Source organism: Pseudomonas sp. B20 (genome assembly GCF_020515755.1).
In the GTDB taxonomy this organism is placed as follows: domain Bacteria; phylum Pseudomonadota; class Gammaproteobacteria; order Pseudomonadales; family Pseudomonadaceae; genus Aquipseudomonas; species Aquipseudomonas syringae.
Genome location: NZ_JAHPJG010000005.1, coordinates 267,803 through 284,536, shown reverse-complemented (window position 1 = coordinate 284,536; position 16,734 = coordinate 267,803). Strand labels below are relative to the sequence as shown.

Below are 16,734 nucleotides of genomic sequence, written 5' to 3'. Positions count from 1 at the left end.
GAAATCTCCGTCATTGAATGGAACGATAAGCCGCATCGACGGCATCACAGAAACTGTTGATGCCTTGTTCGAGGTGGTCTCGGGAGATGGTCGCGTCGGGATAGACCCGCAGCACGGAGGTTGCGCTCAGGCAGAAAGCCAGCAGTACATTGCGCTGCGCGGCCTCGATCAGGGTCTGCGCCACATAGTTGCTGGAGGTGAATTCCACCCCGATCATCAGGCCGCTGCCACGCACTTCAGCCACGGCGGGACAGTCCTGTAAACGCGCACGCAGAATGCTCATGGCCACCTGCCCCAGCTCGTTGACGCGCTGACAGAAGGCGGGATCGCTGACCACGTCGAGCACAGCGTTGACCACGGCTCCCGCCAGGGCGCTGCCAGCGTAGGAAGAGGCATGCACGACCGGATCACGCGCCGGTGCCCCGAAACGGCTGCTGTCATAAATGGCGGCGGCCACCGGAAACACACCACCGCCCAGGGTTTTGCCGAACACAACGATGTCGGCAGGCGCGCCGCAGATCAGCGATCCGCTGCGCCCCAGACCGGACTGAATCTCGTCGTGGATCATGAACGCGCCATGTTCGTGACACAGACCGGCAAGTTCGCCCAGAAAATCCAGGTCGACCGGCCTGATTCCGCCCTCTCCCTGAACCGGCTCGGCGATTACTGCGGCAATATCGCCCTCTGCCAGCGCCTGGCGTGCAGCAGCAAGATCACCGGCAGCAATGAACACGACATCTTCGGCGTGCATCAGCGCAGCGTGCCCGCGATAGCCATAACTGACCGCAAGCGCACCACTTGTCCGGCCATGGTAGGCGTGGGTCAAGGCGATGACTCGCCGCCGGCCGGTCTGCATGCGTACCAGCTTGAGGGCTGCTTCAATGACCTCCGAACCGCTGTTGCCGTAAAGCACACCGTTGCCCGGACGGCCGACACACGTCACGAGCCGCTCGGCGGCGCTCAGACTGGATTCGTTGGCCAGTATCCGGCTGGAAAGACCCAGTGATGTCACTTGTCGCGTCAGCGCAGCCACGACCTGAGGGTGCCGATGGCCCAGCAGGTGCAACCCGAAGGAGCCGAAGTCCAGCCAGCGGCGGCCGGTGTCATCGGTTATCCACGAACCCTCGGCCGTGTGTTCGGCTGCGGTAAGCCCGGCCATGCGCAACATAAGGCCTTGCTCACGGCCAAACACCGCACCGTAGCGTTCGACGAATGATGATTTGCGCGCAGGCACGCTCGCCGGCGCACTCATGACATGACTGTTCATAGAGACCTCATCAAAGGTGCCAGAAAGGCAGCATCGCCACCTGCCAGGCGGCAGGAGCGGTCCCAGTCGCGCAGGGTTCGCAAAACCTGACCTTGAGTGCCCGGCAGCAAGGGGTTGAACAATTTCCCGGGAAAGGCTTCCAGCAGTTCCTTGAACAGTTCGATCAGTCGCTCTGCTTCATGGTCTTGACCTGCAGCACTGTCAGCGGGAACGCCAAGCCATTCGACGGCGACGGGGCCTGTGTGGGCAATGACATCGGTCAGGCCATACTCGCTGAACAGCGCGAACTGGTGCAGCTCGTTCGGGGTATCGGCACCGGCGAGTCGGCAGTCGATGTCGACCATCAGTTCCGCCAGCTTGATTCTCAGCGCATCCACCACCAGCGGCTCGTCCGCCGCACCTTCGAGGTCTTCCAGATACGCCTCAAGCTCGGTCATGAGCAACCAGGCCACCGATATCAGCTTTTGCGTGTAGGGGCCCGCCGGATATACGTAGCCGCCAGCGAGCCGGGGAAACCACTGGCGAACGGCTTGTGTGCTGGCAATCATGCGTGTGCTCCCTGCATCGGGTATTGATCCTTGAGTGAGAAACTGACCAGCCCGGCCCGTGCGGCGCGCAGAAAACACGCAGCCACTTCCCGGGATTGCTCGGCCAGATCGATCGGGCGGGTGCTGGGCAATTCCGGCACGTCCAGATGCGTCAACAGGGTCGCCTGCTGGTTATCGGTGAGCACGAAGTCGACCCCCGGCAAAAACCTGCTGGCGGCGGAGCGCTCGATACCCGGCTTCAGCTCGGCGTAGGCGGCCTCGCAGGCGAACGTCTGCTCGGCGAGTTGAGTCAATTCACACAAGTGCATGAGGTCTGCGCCCTGCAACCCATTGCCGCAGGCCGGATAGGCGCGTTGCCATAGCTGCCCGATAGCACGGGCAAGGCCGTCGTCGGTGAGCATGCCGTGCCTGTTGAGCGCGCGGTCCCAGCGCAACAGCGTCCACTTGCGATTGGAATTGACCCAGCCGTGGCTGGCCAGCGTCGCGTTCATCAGAAACAGTGCGGCGTTGCAGGCATAGGCGGCGGCCGCGCGGTATTCGCCACTGCGCCAGGCCAGCACCGAGAAGCAGGCACTTTGGCGAAAGTCATCGAACGCTGCTGCAGACCAGATCGAGCTCAGGTCCTTCTGACTGTCCAGATAAGGCAGCGACTGATCGGTCGACACCGCGCAGACCAGACGCTCCAGGTACTTTCGCGATACCGCCTGCTGCTTGTCCCACTGCTTGAACGCAACGAGTTTCTGGGCGGTGCTTTTGTGCGCGTCCGTCGCCAGTTGGGAGAACGCGTTTTGAACTTCTTCGCGGGCAAAGGCCACCACTTCCATATGGTGTTCATTGTGGTAAATCTGCGAAGCCATCGATTGATCGGACTGCCGACCATCGGTCACACATATCAGGTCTATATCGCTGGCCGCATTAGCGATGCCATGGACTGGAGAGCTGCTAATTAGAGCCAGTTGCGCATCGGCATACTGGCGTTTTACAACCTCTTCCAGTTCGGAAAAAGCAAGTTGGCGTGTGGCCAAAAACTGCTGGGCGTTGCCTGAATAAAAAGCACGAAAGTCCATGTACACCTTCCACTCGATAACGGTGACTTCATTGGGGTCGCTATTCGGCTTGCCGAACAACCCCCTGCCTGATCCATGACCATGAATTACTTTGTCGTCGTTAACGCGAGCGCTGACGCAATGGAACAAGCCCCATTACTTCACGATGGGGTACCAGCAAGTGGCGTGCCACCGCTATTGATCATCGCGTATTGGCAAAGTGTCAGATAATCGCCAACCGGTTCTTAAGCATTGCCGACCAATCGCCAAGCCGTTAAATTCAATCACTTTTTTGCGATAAGACAGTGAATATGACAACTTTAATATATGTATCAAATTATTTATAAACCACTTTTATGAGTAGCAAAGTGCTACCTATGTTTATTATTTAAGTGCCCACAATCAACTGCACCACACCGATTCGAACACTTCGAAATCGCCCTGTTTTGGTGGATCATCTTGTATACATGTTTATTGAACGGCGCTCATTAAGTTGTTCAGCCTCTCGATAAAGTGGTGGCACGAAGCTTGCTCGAAACTTGCCCACACTTCTAAATCAGGGGCGTTCAACGTGGACAGACTCTTTGCACAATTAGCCGATGACACCAACGACACCTTCTATACCGTTGACCCGCACTGGATCACCCGGAATGCGCAACAATTCAGCGGCTGTTTTCCAGGTACCGTGCTATATGCAATGAAGGCCAATCCACTCGTGCAAGTGCTTGAAGCCTTGAGCCAGGGCGGTATCAATCATTTTGACGTGGCGTCGCTTGCAGAGGTGCAGACGGTGCACAACACACTGCCCGACGCAGTTCAATACCTGATGAATCCAGTGAAATCCCGCCACTGCCTGCACGAGGCCTACTATCGACATGGCGTACGTTCATTTGTACTCGACAGTGAGGAGGAACTCTTGAAGCTGCGGGACGTACTGCCCGAGCGCGACAGCACGATCAACCTGTTCGTACGCTACGCGCCCTCCGAGTCGACGGCGGTTTACGATCTTAGAGGCAAATTCGGGGCAAGTCCGGCGTTGGCGACGCAACTGGTGCATCAAGTGGCGGCCAGCACTGACTGGTCACTCGGGCTTTCCTTCCATGTCGGCTCACAAGCCATTGAAGACGGCCCGTGGCTCGCGGCCCTCGATGACGCCGACGCCATCGTTCGCGACACCGCCCAGCATGTCAGGCATCTGGATATCGGTGGCGGGTTTCCGGGCAATTACCTGAACTCCATGGGTAACACGCCGGACCTGGTTGGCAGGGTCTGCGAGCACATTCAGACCAGCCCGACATTGAAGGAACTGAACTTGATCTGTGAAGCGGGTCGTGGCCTGGTGTACGGCGGCATGTCGCTGTTTGCACGGGTGCTTTCAAGACGCGAGCACAGTGTTTTCTGTGGTGCCGGCATTTTTGGCGGCTTGCTCTCCGCCCAGCAGTGGCTGCAATTTCCCGCACGCGTGTGGCGAGACGCGGCCCCTTACAGCGGTGCAGCGGAACACACCTTCAATATCTTTGGCCCCACCTGCGACAGTATGGATCGCCTGGCCTTCCCCTACTCGCTCGCCAGCGATATCAGGGAAGGCGACTGGCTGGAGTTCCAATCGACCGGCGCTTACTCGGTGTCCTTACGTACGCCGTTCAACGGATTTTACGCCGACCGCATCATCTCTCTTCCTTCCTGAATGCCTGAAAAGCGATCTGCCGCCATGCTCATAAAAGCCTACCTATTCCTGCTTGCAGGCATCGTCGCCGAAACTGTAGCGACTATTGCACTCAAAGAAAGCAACGGCTTCACCCGCTGGGTTCCGGTCATTGCCTCGATAGCAGGCTATGGCCTTGGCATCGTGTGTCTGGGGTATGCACAAAAAGACTTGCCCATGTCACTGATCACGTCCATGTGGTCAGGCCTGGGCATTACCCTGATCACCGTCATTGCAGCGTTTCGCTACCAGCAGGTGCCCACGCTGATGGCCATCGGCGGTATCAGCCTGATCATCGCGGGCATCATTCTGGTCAGTCTGGCCAAGGAGCAGGCGACCTGACAGCCTGCGCTGTCAGGATCGTCCCCATTCAGGCGAAGTCAAAAGGCCCTTCGAAACGGCCTATCGGCACCCAGTGGGTGATCAGGCCCGTGTCGGCTTTCCAGTGATGCAGCAGCAATGCAGGCGGTTCGACATAGGATGCGTCGACAGCCTCGGGGTGCAGTCGCAAGGCGATGGCCGTCGTCGTGCTCGGCGCCGTACACATCAGCGCCCCGCCGAAGCGCAGTTGCATGAAGCGATGAATATGCCCGCAGACGATGCGCTCGATGGCCGGGTATCTGCAGACCACCTCCGCCAGCCGTTCCCCCCTTTCACAACGGTACGCATCGATGTAGGGGATGCCGCTGGAAAACGGTGGCTGATGCATCATGATCAGCGTTGGTTTGTCCGGCTCCAGCGCCAGTGTGCGATCCAGCCACCGGGTCGCAGTGTCGGTCATATCGCCGTGATGCTGCTCCGGCACGCTGATATCCAGACCAATGATGCGCACCGGCGCAGGACCTGAGTAGACGAAGCTGCAATCCTGATCATCGATGAAGTAATCGTGCTCGGGAAAGGCGTCGCGCAGGTTCTGCCGATGATCATGGTTGCCCGGTATCATCAGCAGTTTTTGCCGCAGCGGCTGCAGCAACTCCCGGGCCATCGCGTACTCTTCGGGCCGCCCCTCGTCCACAAGATCACCACTGAACACAATCAGATCGGGCGGTGGGTCCAGGGCATTTATCGTGTCGACGGCGGCGGCCAGCATGGCATTGGAGTCCACCACGCCTTGATAGAGTTGCCCTCTGGGCCGTACATGTGTGTCCGAAATGTGTGCTATCAGCATTCCATTACCTCAATCGTGTCCGGGTCGCTTGTTCACTGACGCAGTGAACCTGCAACGACCGGGCCAGATTGCACCTCAAGCACTGGGCCTGGCCGCTGCCACCCTCACGCCTCGGGAAACACCGGCTCCCCCAGGTGGAGCATAAGCCGGTTGGCCCAGGCAAATATCGAGATGGCGTGAATCAGGTCCAGCACCTGTGTCTCGTCCAGCCCCTGTTCGTACAACGCCCGGATATGCCCGGCGATGAGCGACGCCGGTTCAAGCGTCAGGTCGATGGCGAACTGCACGATCGCTTTTTCACGCGCCGTGGTACCTGCCGTTGCGGGGTCGGCAAACACCTGGGCGATGACGTCATTGCGCTTGGCCAGTTGTTCGAAGCGTTGCGCATGCACCGATGCGCAATACACGCAGCGGTTAATGCGCGACACCACCGTGCTAGCCAGCTCTCGCTCGGCGCGCGACAGGCCGCCGGGGGCGTACATGATCGCGTTGAACGCCTGAGAGCGCTGGCGAAGAATGTCCGGATGATGGGCCAGCGTCAGGTAGTAATCCGAGGTCTTGGCCTGCGGGTGGCTTTCCTCAAGCACAGCGACCTGCTCGGCGCTCGCGCTGTCGAGGTCCACGGTGGGCAACCAGGCTTTCCAGCCCAGCACCTGATTGGTAAAACCTTCAATTTCTATGAGTTCGCTCATCAGGCTGCTCCGGCAGACTTTAAAGCACCCAGCCCTGCGGCCAGACGCACCTGGTAGGACAGAAAGGCGATCAGTTGCGCCAGTACCACGATTTCAGCGGTGCTCAGACCCTGTTGTTGCAGCGCCTGCAATGCGCTTTGATCGCCGTCTACCGGAGACTCGATCAAGGTCCGCGTGAAGCGCAGGATCGCCGCCAGACGCGGGTCTTCCAGCAGATCGATTCGGCTGGCGTCCACATCGGCCAGCACGTTTGCCTCGGCGCCCGCCGTCTGCAACTGCGACAGGTAATACCCGCTCAGGGTCGGCTGCGCGCTCAGCAGCGTTGCGTAATACGCCACCCAGAGGCGTTCGCTCAGTGACAGGTTGTGCGCCAGTGCCGGGTCGAAAAACAAGTCCTGACTGCCCTGGGTCGCCAGGGCCACCTTTTCCCGCGCATGACGAACCGCGTGCAGCGGGCTGCCCGGTGCGATGCCCAGCAGGCTGTCGAGCACGTCCGGTATCGTTGAATGTTCAGTGGTCGATGTCATGAAAGGTCCTGCGATGCTGTGGTTGCATTCGCGCCGCCGCTGGCAAAAGCGGCGCGTTGATGGAAGAGAATCAAGGCTGCTCGGTGACCATGGTCGCTGCAGTGCGGTCGCTGACCAATGGCTCGACCTTGAGGCCTTTGCGCGCTGCCCAGATGTTCTGGTAATGGAACAGAGGGATGATGCCGACGTCGTCGCTGACAATCTGCACCGAGTCCTGGAGAATCTTGCGCCGCTTGGCCTCGTCGAATTCAGCGGTCGAATCAGCCAGGGCCTTGTCCACCAGCGGATTGCTGTAATGCCCCCAGTTGGAAGCGCCCTGCCCTTTGCTGCTGTCGACTGTTGTCAGAATATTGGTCAGGGCATACGCCGCCTCGCCGGTGCCATTGCCCCAGGCAATCACGCTGATCGCCAGTTCATTCTTGTTGGCCTTGCCCGCGTAAACCGCCCACGGCAATACCTCCAGCTGAACCTTGACGCCGATCCGCGTCCAGAACTGCGCCACCGCCTGCATGACCTCCGGCGCCTGCGGATAACGGTCGCCCGGCACATGCACAGTCAGTTGGAAGCCTTCGGGAAAGCCTGCCTGCGCCAGCAGATCCTTGGCCTGTTTGACGTCATAGGGAATGTTCTTGATCTGCGGGTTGTAACCGAACGTATTGGCCGGCATCCATTGATTGGCTTCGGTGACGGTGCCTTGCATGATGCGCTCGTTGATGGCCGGACGATTGATCGCCAGGGACAGCGCCTTGCGCACACGTACATCCAGCAGCGGGTTTTCGGCCAGCGGCTTGCCCGCATTGTCGCGAATGAACTCGTTCGGGCCAGCACGGAAACTCGGCTGAATGATCAGCGCACGCAGCCCCTGATAGGCGAAGACATTGACGTTCGGCGTTTTGCGCAGGCGCGCCACATCGGTAGGCGATACCTTGTCGATCACGTCGACATCGCCCGCGAGCAAGGCCGCGGTACGGTTAGCGGCGTTGGCGATGAAACGGAAATCAACCTTGTCCCAGGTCGGTCTGCCCCCCCAGTAATTGTCGTTGCGAGCGAATATCGTGCGATCGCCCGGCACGAACGAGACAAACCGGTAAGGCCCGGTGCCGATCATCGCCTTGCCCGAGTTGTAATCGGCGCTGCTGGCTGCCGCACCGGTGTGGCGACTGACGATATAGATCGAATCGATGTCCGGCAGCAGGTTGGCATTGGGCGAACGGGTCTTGATGATCAGTGTGTGATCGTCCTTGGCCTTGACCGATTCCACGGTACGCATGGCCCCTGCGTAAGAGGCCACGCTGCCGGGTACGTTTCGCGCGCGCTCGAAGGAGAAGACCAGGTCATCAGCGGTCAGCGGCGTGCCATCCTGCCATTTGACGTCATCACGCAGGGCGAACTCCCAGGTGGTGTCGTCCACCACCTTCCAGCTCTTGGCCAGGCCTGGCAGGGTCTTGTCGTCACGGCGGCTGACCAGCGACTCGAAGGCATGCAACGCTACCGAACGGTCTCCCGCATAGTTATTGAGCTGTGGATCGAGGGACGAGACCGGGTCGGCATAACCGATGCGCAAGTCCTGTGCCGTGACACTGCCGGCGGCCAGCAGCAGGGCCGACGCTAACAACGAACGAACGAGTGGTTTCATGGGTGATTCCTTGTACGCAATGGCAGAGGGTGACGGGCTTGAGGTGCCCGTTCAGCGTTGGTCATTCAGGTGACAGGCGCTCTGGTGATTCGGCGAAACCTCCCGCAGCGCTGGAACTTCCTCGCGACAGCGCGCCATGGCGTGCGGGCAGCGAGGGTGGAAATGACACCCGGCAGGCGGGTCAAGCGGGCTGGGGATTTCCCCTTGGATCGCGTCATAACGGGTACTGCGAATATCGAAGCGCGGGATCTGCGCCAGCAAAGCCTGGGTGTACGGGTGATTGGCCCGCGCGAACAGGTCATCGACCGATGCTGTCTCGACCACACGGCCCAGGTACATCACGATGACCCGATCACAGAGGTGCTCGACGACGCCCAGGTCATGGCTGATAAACAGATAAGTCAGGCCCAGCTCGTCGCGCAGGTCCATGAACAGATTGAGGATCTGCGCCTGAATCGATACGTCCAGCGCCGCCACCGACTCGTCGCACACCAGCAGTTCCGGTTGCACCGCCAGCGCACGGGCAATCCCGATGCGCTGGCGTTGGCCACCGCTGAACTGATGCGGATAGCGCTGACGCAATTGCGGACTGAGCCCGGCACGCTGCAATTGCGCACTGACGTAATCATCTGCGCCCTTGCGGTCGGTCAGGCCGTGTAACAGCGCACCTTCGCCGACGATCCGGTCGACCCGCAGACGCGGGTTGAGGCTTGACGAAGGGTCCTGAAAAATCATCTGCACTTTCAGGCGCAGCGCCTTGCGCTCCTGCGGGGTCAGGCTCTCCAGCGGTTTTCCGTCCACTGATGTACTGCCTGAAGAGACCGGCAGCAGCCCGGCAACCATGCGCCCCAGGGTCGATTTGCCACAGCCTGACTCGCCCACCAGCCCGACCACTTCACCGCGCGCAATGCGCAGATCGACGCGATCCACCGCATGGGTCACCGGTTTTGCACGGGTAAGGTGCAGCCGTTGCAGGAGCCCCTGAAGGGAGCGCTCATCCACGGCTTTGCCGAAGGTCTTGCTGACCTGATGCAGCTCGATGAGGGGAATCTGATCACTGGGCATCGGCCGCTCCTGGGTGAAAACAGCGAACCGTCTGGCCCGGTCGCGCCTCGTGGGGTTGAGGCTCCTGGGCACAGACCTGCGAGGCTCTGGGGCAGCGCGCCGCGAAAGCACAACCGACCGGCATCGACAGCAGGTCGGGGGCCATGCCCGGGATCTGCCGCAGGCGCTGACCGCGCTGGTTGCGACTTGGCAGGCTGTCGATCAGCCCTTGTGTATAGGGGTGTTGCGGGCGATCCAGTACATCGGCGACCGACCCCTGTTCGACGATGCGTCCGGCGTACATCACCGCCAGATCGTCAGCCAGCCCCGCGATCACGGAAAGATCATGGGTGATCCAGATCAGCGAAGTGCCCTGTTCGCGCACCAGCTTCTGCACTTCACTGAGAATCTGCGCCTGAATAGTCACGTCCAGCGCCGTGGTCGGCTCATCGGCGATGATCAGGTCCGGTGCATGCAGCAGCGCGATGGCAATCGCCACCCGCTGGCGCATGCCGCCGGACAACTGATGCGGATAGGCGCGCAAACGTTCTTCCGGGCTGGCGATGCCCATCAGCGCCAGCGTGCGGCTGGCATGTTCGCGGGCCTCGCGCTTGCTCAGCGCGCTGTGGGCTCGTACGGCCTCGATCATTTGCGTATCGACCCGCAGCACCGGATTGAGGGTCATCATCGGGTCCTGAAAGATCATCGCTACCCGATTGCCCTGAATGCTACGCAGTTGCGAGGCAGACAGTCTGGTCAGATCACGCCCCTTGAACAGCACCTGGCCGCCGCTGATGCGCCCGGGTTCATCGACCAGGCCGAGTATCGAAAAGCCGGTGACCGACTTGCCCGAACCGGACTCACCGACCAGGCCGAGAATGCGTCCCGGCTCCACGCGCAGCGACACATCGCGCACCGCCGGCAACACCCCGGCGCGGGTATAAAACGAAGTGCACAAGTTGCGCACCTCCAGGGTCGGCTGTTGGACTGCGTCAGGCACAGACGACATTTCAGGCAGGCTCATCGCTGCAGCCTCGGGTTCAGGACATCGCGCAAACGATCACCGACAAGGTTGATGGCCACGATCGTGATCAACAGCGCCAGGCCTGGGAACAGACTGATCCAGTATTCGTTGCTGAGCATGTACTGAAAGCCGTTGGCAATCAGCAGCCCCAGCGACGGCTCGGTCACCGGCACACCCAGACCGAGAAACGACAGGGTCGCTTCCAGAGTGATGGCGCGGGCGATCTGCAGCGCGCCGATCACGATCAGCGGCGGCAGGCAGTTGGGCAGAATGTGGCCGATCACAATGCGCAGCGGACCAACGCCCTGCCCGCGCGCTGCATCAACGTATTCACGGCGGCTTTCGGTAAGCGCCTGACCGCGCGCTGTGCGGGCGTAATAAGCCCATTCGAGCAAGATCAGGGTCAGCATCACGTTGCCGACACCCTTGCCCAGCCAGGCAAGAATCATCAGCGCCATGAGAATCACCGGAAACGACAGCAGCAGGTCGACCAGACGCATCAGCAAAGCATCGAGCCAGCCGCCTACATACGCAGACACCAGCCCGAGCAGCGTACCGAGCACTGCCGCAATCAACGCCGAGCCAATGCCGACCCACAGGCTGATGCGCAGGCCATAGATAATCGCCGAGACCAGATCGCGGCCCTGCCCGTCAGTGCCCAGCCAATAGGTGTAACCGCTGTCCCCATTGAGGCTGCCAGGCGGCATGCGCGCGTCCATGACGTTGAGCTGCATCAGGTCGTAGGGGTTCTGCGCCACAATCCACGGCGCCAGGGCTGCAACCAGCACAATGATCAGCAGGACTACCAGGCCCGTCACCGCCGTGGGCGAGCTGAAGAACTCGGTCAGCACTCGCCGCCAGGGCGATTGGGCCTGCAGCAGCGTGCTGCCGATCGGGGCTTTTTCAATGACATTCATCGGGATGCCTCGATGCGTACGCGTGGGTCCAGCAGGTAATACAAGCCGTCGACGATCAGGTTGAGCACCACGAAAATCACCACGACCACCATCAGGTAAGCGACCACCACAGGGCGATCAAGCATGTTGATGCTGTCGAGAATCAGCTTGCCAGCACCCGGCCAGGCGAAAATGCTTTCAGTCACCACGGCATAGGCAATGGTCGAGCCCAGTTCCATGGCCAGCACCGTCACCACCGGAATCATGGTGTTGCGCATGACGTGCATGCACATCACACGCATCGGTGACAGGCCCTTGGCCCGGGCGAACTTGACGAACTCCTGGGGCAGCACTTCGCGCACGCCGGCTCGGGTCAGGCGCAGCACCAGGGAAATCTTGAACAACGCCAGGTTCAGCGCCGGCAATAACAGGTGCTGCAAACCGTCCAGCGTCAGCCATGACCATTGCACACCCAGCCACTCACGGGTTCCGCCGCGGCCGCTGGCCGGCAGCCCAGGGTGATGGAGAACAGCATGATCATCATCAAGGCCACCCAGAAGGCTGGCAGCGAGAAGCCGACAATGCTGGCGGCCATCATCAGCCGGGACAGCGGATGCTCGGGGTACATGCCGGCAAACATGCCCAGCGGCACACCGATGACCACCGCCAGAAACAGGGCACTGAACGCCAGCTCGAAGGTTGCGGGCAAGCGCTGCAGAATCAGGCGCATGGCATCCTCGTGATACACGAAGCTTTGCCCCAGATTGCCGTGGATCGCGCCCTTGAGAAAAATCAGGTACTGCTGCCACAGCGGCTGGTCCAGGCCCAAATGCGCGATGGCCTGCAGACGCTCGGCCTGATTGAGGTCTTCACCGACCAGAATGTCCATCGGGTTGCCGATGGCATTGAGGCCGACGAACACCACCAGCGTCATCAACAGGATGACCAGCAACGATTGAGTCAACCGACGCAGCGCCCAGCCGATCATTGGCGCAGCTCTGCGGCGTCTGGCTGGCTGACCACCCACTCATCGCCCAGCAGCTCTGGCTCGGCGTAATCGAGCATGGTGTCGAAATGCAGGTCGATGTCCTCGTTGAACAACTGCCCGACCAGGGCATGCGCCAGACGTTTGGAACCCTCGCTGATGGCAGGAATGTCCCCGGACACCGCGCCATAGCTCAACGCGGCCGGATAACTGAAGCAGTGAATGTGGTTCAGCCCCGGGCAGGCGCCTGCGGTCTTTTCCTGAAATTCAAAGCAGTTGCCCAGATCCGGCAGCACAGCCAGTTCCGCATCGGTTTCGCCACTCGGTGCGTCGAAGCGATCCTGCCAGACACGGATCTGCGCAGAGAATGGCGCAAACTCCGGACGCTGCCGGAAGTCGGTGCGAAACCCGGTGGCAAATACCACGAAATCCGCCTCGATACGCGCCTTCGGCGTATTCAGCCAGACGCCCCCGGCAGCGCTCTGTTCGACGGAAAGCACCGGGCTGTCGAGCATGAACCGCGCCTTGCCGGAAGCGGACACTCTGAGCGTACTGCCGCGCGGTGGTGGCACTTGCTGGGTATTGAGGTAATGGCGAATGCGCCATTTCCAGATGTCCGGCAGGCGCCAGTAGCCATGCACCATGCCGGGATTACCGACGCCTTTGCCTTTGTTGATGCGCGGCAGCTCGGTGCGCCGGATCAGCAGATCGACCCGCGTTGCACCAGCCTCCAGCGCCGTGGCGGCGCTATCCATCGCCGAGGCGCCACCGCCAATGACCGCAACGCGTTTGCCGGCGAACCAGCTGTCCTGCAAACCCGCCGCCGAATGCGTCCACAAATGCTCCGGCAACTGCCGGGCAAAGTCCGGCACCCAAGGGCCGCCAAGACCGTCACGCCCCGTGGCGAGCACCACATGGCGGGCCAGCAGAAATCGCGTCTGTACCGGCGTGACGACGTCCAGTTCAATCAGACCGTCCGCTCTGGGCGCTACCCGGCTAATGCGGTGCTCATTGCGTACGTCCAGTGCCAGCACCTTGCGATACCAGCGCAGATACTCGGCCCATTGCAAACGTGGAATCTTGTCCAGCAACGCCCAGCCGTCGACGCCGAATTGCGCTTCGTACCAAGCGCGAAACGTCAGCGCTGGCAAGCCCAGCGCCGGTCCGGTCAACTGCTTTGGCGAACGCAGGGTTTCCATTCGCGCCGTGGTGGCCCAGGGGCCTTCGAAACCCGCTGGTGACTGATCGAAAATGACCGCCGCTACACCTAGATTGCGCAGCTCTGCGGACAGGGCAAGACCGGCCATGCCTCCGCCGATGATCGCCACGTCGAGCACGGCCTGCCCTGCGCTGATCCTTGGCTTGACCCAGGGTTTGGCGGGCAGATCCAGCCAGACCAGATCCTGCTGCAAACGAGCTTCCAGAGCAGCCAGGCCAGCGGGTGCATTCACATCGGACATTGATCGGTACTCGAAAAAATGATCGGGCCACAAGCCCGAGCCTTGATTCAAAGCACTTCAAGAATCATTCCAATAGTGTGATAAGTGAATTCTTAAAGCCCTTGAATGCTTAATTCGAATAGTAAAAGCCGTTTTTTATTCTAGCAACGCGCAAAAAAGCATATTTATATTCCAAAATAGAATTTAAGCGAGCTTTGCGTGTTGTGTAACGAAGGGTTACGAAGGATATTCACGGACGCGCTGCGTCGATTTTCAGTCTTGCGCTACGACAAGCGTTACCAGCACCCGGGCCTGAATGCTGTCTGGATGGCCCACTCACTCGGCATAAATGCTCTGTAACAGGGCATCGTGCGCGCTGGCTTCGTGCATGATCATTTCCGGCAAGAGAATTTTTGCGCTGTCGGCAATCTCATCGATCAGCGCGCGCGCCACATCCGACAACGGGCTGGCGAAGGCGGAAATCAGTCCGAAGAAAAACGGAATGTTGCAGGCGATCGGTCTGACTACCACGCCTTGCACCGGCACGCCCATTGCTGTGAACGGATCGACCAGCGCAATGCCCAGCCCGACCCTGGCCATCTGCATGGCAATCAGCGACGTATTGGTGTCCAGCATGCGCGGCGGCTGACCACCCGCCTCCTGAAACGCCTTGTCGATGCGCCGACGAAAGCGATACGGGTTGGCCATGGTGATCAGCGTTTGCTGACGCAGCAGCTCCATCGACAGCACCTCATGAGCGGCCAGCGCTGAATCGGCTGGCAATACCGCCACACAAGGCGCCTCGCCGATCCAGTGGATTTCCAGACCACGATGCTCCAGCGGCAGGCTGACCGCCCCCAGATCCATGGTTTTCGACAGAACAGCCTGAACCACATTCTCCGGAGACATGCTCTGCAACTGAATCTGTTGCGGGCGCAGGTGCTCGGGCAGGCGCGACAAGGCTGTGGGCAGCAGGCCGGCCGCCAGGGCCGAGATCGCCACCAGCTTGATCTGGTGGTTCTCCTCCTGGGCAATGTGCTGCGCGCGCTGGCGGATGTTGCGCACACCCAGCAGCGCACTCTCCACTTCGCCATACATCATGAACGCCTTGTGGGTAGGCGTGACCTTAGGCCCGCTGCGTTCGAACAACGCAAAGCCCAGCTCCTGCTCGAGTTCCTGAATGGCCCGGGTGACCGAGGGCTGAGAGCGGCCGAGCATTTTCCCTGCTGCCGTGACACTGCCTGCCGACATGACCGCCGCGAAGGCTTCGAGCTGACGCAAATCCATAAGCATGCCTTGATCGATACACCGCCGATGAGGAAGCACGACGCTGTGCTCCCCGGTTCAAAGCGCGAAAGTCTACACGCTGGTAGCGTCTGGCGTGAGCAAGCACCTCATCCGGCGATCATTACCCGGTTCCGGCCCTGCTGTTTGCCCATGTACAGCGACGTGTCGGCGCGATTGAGGGCCAGCTGGAACGCCTCGCCTGTGGCGATGGTCGCCACAGCAACCGTGGCGCTGACGGCAATGATGCGCTCATTGATCCGCCCGGCCTCTTCGGCGATACGCCGCCAGATACGTTCGGCCGCGCGCAGCGCGTCTTCGGGCGTGGTGTCAGGCATGAGCACCAGAAACTCCTCGCCGCCCCAGCGCGCCGCCATATCGCTACTGCGCACGCTTGAACCGATGATCTCGGCGACCCGTTGCAGAACCACATCGCCGGTTTCATGCCCGTGGATATCATTGATCTGTTTGAAATGATCGATGTCCAGCAGGATCAACGAAGCCGACAGCCCCTGCCGTCTGGCTTCCAGTTCGCGTATGCGATGCAGCACTCGTCTGCGCGTGTAGAGATTGGTCAGGCTGTCGCGGTTGGCGATATGAAACAGGCTCAGTTGCATCGACGAGGTGAAACGTACCGACAGTGCAGTGGCGTAAATCGACAGAGTGGTCGCTGAGAGTACGTTGACGATACCGAACGCATCCAGCACGTTCTGGCTGAGACCGGACCCCTGCCCTGTGTATCGGCGAAAGGCGAAGCAGCCCACCAGCGACAGCAGAATCGCCACGCTGTAGGCAATGCGTCTGATGACGTTCAGTTGAAACGTGAAGGCAATGACGGGAATCACGCAGAATATGTAAAAACTGAAGTTGCTTTCCCAGCCCAGTTGCCACGTCGCGAGCACGGCATGGCCGATGATCTCCAGACACATCAATTGTCCGGCTTGTCGATGCCGACGCCTGCGGATCAGGTAGATGCAGTTGACGTAAATCAGCGTGCTGGCGATGTTCGCCATCCACATGATCTTCATGCCCAGCCCCAGGAACACTGTCAGCCACACACAGTGAATGCCCAGAGCGACATAAACGATCGGGGTGATGTGTTTCCAGAACTGGATAGCCGTGTCCTTGAACAGCTGGGTGCGGTCTTCCGTCGGAAGGCTCATCATCACGTTATCTCGAAATGCAGGTGGAATATGACCCGCCGCGTAGGGTTGAGATCATGACGTATTGTCGGCCTGAACCGACGCCGCTTTATACAGCGACTCAATAATATGTTTGTCTGCAGCGCCCGAACCCGGTGAATGCCCGAAGGACTCAAATGGACATCATTGAGCCCGGGTAGTGCAATCCCGTGCCTGACTTTTTCATAGTCCGCTGGCCGTCGGCAGCGTCTGGCAATATGCGGCGAGTTTGCACTCCCGGGCAGCGTTTGGCGGTTTTTCGTCGTTTTACAGTAGCGGACCCGATGCTCCG

General features: G+C 60.2%; 15 protein-coding genes and 1 pseudogene. 2 read left to right on the top strand and 14 right to left on the bottom strand.

What is annotated here, in order from left to right; all coding sequences use genetic code 11:
- Positions 1–10: 10 nt before the first annotated feature.
- From LIX91_RS07810 to LIX91_RS07800, 3 genes are read right to left on the bottom strand one after another with little or no spacing between them, the layout of a single operon-like run.
- Positions 11–1,267, bottom strand: a complete 1,257-nt coding sequence (locus LIX91_RS07810) for an aspartate aminotransferase family protein (protein WP_103688449.1) — start codon at positions 1,265–1,267, stop codon at positions 11–13.
- Entirely contained in the window at positions 1,264–1,815 is a 552-nt protein-coding gene (locus LIX91_RS07805) for a DUF6031 family protein (RefSeq protein ID WP_003416601.1), read from the bottom strand. Before LIX91_RS07805 ends, LIX91_RS07810 begins: the two co-directional genes overlap by 4 nt.
- Positions 1,812–2,882, bottom strand: a complete 1,071-nt coding sequence (locus tag LIX91_RS07800; RefSeq protein ID WP_226488282.1) for a DUF6001 family protein — start codon at positions 2,880–2,882, stop codon at positions 1,812–1,814. Before LIX91_RS07800 ends, LIX91_RS07805 begins: the two co-directional genes overlap by 4 nt.
- Before the next feature lie 550 nt (positions 2,883–3,432).
- Here LIX91_RS07800 and LIX91_RS07795 point away from each other — a divergent pair.
- Positions 3,433–4,548, top strand: a complete 1,116-nt coding sequence (locus LIX91_RS07795) for a type III PLP-dependent enzyme (protein WP_181017060.1) — start codon at positions 3,433–3,435, stop codon at positions 4,546–4,548.
- A 24-nt stretch (positions 4,549–4,572) separates the two neighbouring features.
- Positions 4,573–4,908: a DMT family transporter gene (locus tag LIX91_RS07790; protein WP_003410401.1), complete on the top strand. Its 336-nt coding sequence runs from the start codon at positions 4,573–4,575 to the stop codon at positions 4,906–4,908.
- A gap of 28 nt (positions 4,909–4,936) precedes the next feature.
- On the opposite strand, the gene LIX91_RS07785 is transcribed toward LIX91_RS07790, so the two are convergent.
- From LIX91_RS07785 to LIX91_RS07735, 11 genes and pseudogenes are all read right to left on the bottom strand, one after another.
- Complete coding sequence (locus LIX91_RS07785) at positions 4,937–5,734, bottom strand: phosphodiesterase (protein WP_226488281.1); 798 nt, start codon at positions 5,732–5,734, stop codon at positions 4,937–4,939.
- Positions 5,735–5,838: 104 nt separating this feature from the next.
- A complete protein-coding gene (locus LIX91_RS07780) occupies positions 5,839–6,426 on the bottom strand; it encodes a peroxidase-related enzyme (RefSeq protein WP_226488280.1) in 588 nt (195 codons plus the stop codon).
- The gene (locus LIX91_RS07775; RefSeq protein ID WP_003410397.1) at positions 6,426–6,953 is read right to left on the bottom strand and encodes a CMD domain-containing protein; all 528 of its coding nucleotides are present in this window, start codon (positions 6,951–6,953) and stop codon (positions 6,426–6,428) included. Before LIX91_RS07775 ends, LIX91_RS07780 begins: the two co-directional genes overlap by 1 nt.
- 70 nt (positions 6,954–7,023) lie before the next feature.
- Entirely contained in the window at positions 7,024–8,589 is a 1,566-nt protein-coding gene (locus LIX91_RS07770) for an ABC transporter substrate-binding protein (protein WP_226488279.1), read from the bottom strand.
- A gap of 51 nt (positions 8,590–8,640) precedes the next feature.
- Positions 8,641–9,654: an ABC transporter ATP-binding protein gene (locus LIX91_RS07765; protein ID WP_003416585.1), complete on the bottom strand. Its 1,014-nt coding sequence runs from the start codon at positions 9,652–9,654 to the stop codon at positions 8,641–8,643.
- Entirely contained in the window at positions 9,644–10,657 is a 1,014-nt protein-coding gene (locus LIX91_RS07760; RefSeq protein WP_003416583.1) for an ABC transporter ATP-binding protein, read from the bottom strand. Before LIX91_RS07760 ends, LIX91_RS07765 begins: the two co-directional genes overlap by 11 nt.
- Positions 10,654–11,574: an ABC transporter permease gene (locus tag LIX91_RS07755; RefSeq protein ID WP_226488278.1), complete on the bottom strand. Its 921-nt coding sequence runs from the start codon at positions 11,572–11,574 to the stop codon at positions 10,654–10,656. Before LIX91_RS07755 ends, LIX91_RS07760 begins: the two co-directional genes overlap by 4 nt.
- Positions 11,571–12,541 (bottom strand): annotated as a pseudogene (locus LIX91_RS07750) (ABC transporter permease). The gene LIX91_RS07755 and the pseudogene LIX91_RS07750 overlap by 4 nt, the downstream one beginning before the upstream one ends.
- Positions 12,538–13,998 carry an NAD(P)-binding domain-containing protein gene (locus LIX91_RS07745; protein ID WP_032702977.1) on the bottom strand — a complete coding sequence of 487 codons (1,461 nt, stop codon included), beginning with the start codon at positions 13,996–13,998 and terminating at the stop codon, positions 12,538–12,540. The pseudogene LIX91_RS07750 and the gene LIX91_RS07745 overlap by 4 nt, the downstream one beginning before the upstream one ends.
- A 315-nt stretch (positions 13,999–14,313) precedes the next feature.
- The gene (locus LIX91_RS07740) at positions 14,314–15,264 is read right to left on the bottom strand and encodes a LysR family transcriptional regulator (protein ID WP_003402669.1); all 951 of its coding nucleotides are present in this window, start codon (positions 15,262–15,264) and stop codon (positions 14,314–14,316) included.
- A 107-nt stretch (positions 15,265–15,371) separates the two neighbouring features.
- Entirely contained in the window at positions 15,372–16,427 is a 1,056-nt protein-coding gene (locus LIX91_RS07735) for a GGDEF domain-containing protein (RefSeq protein ID WP_003410389.1), read from the bottom strand.
- Positions 16,428–16,734 lie beyond the last annotated feature (307 nt).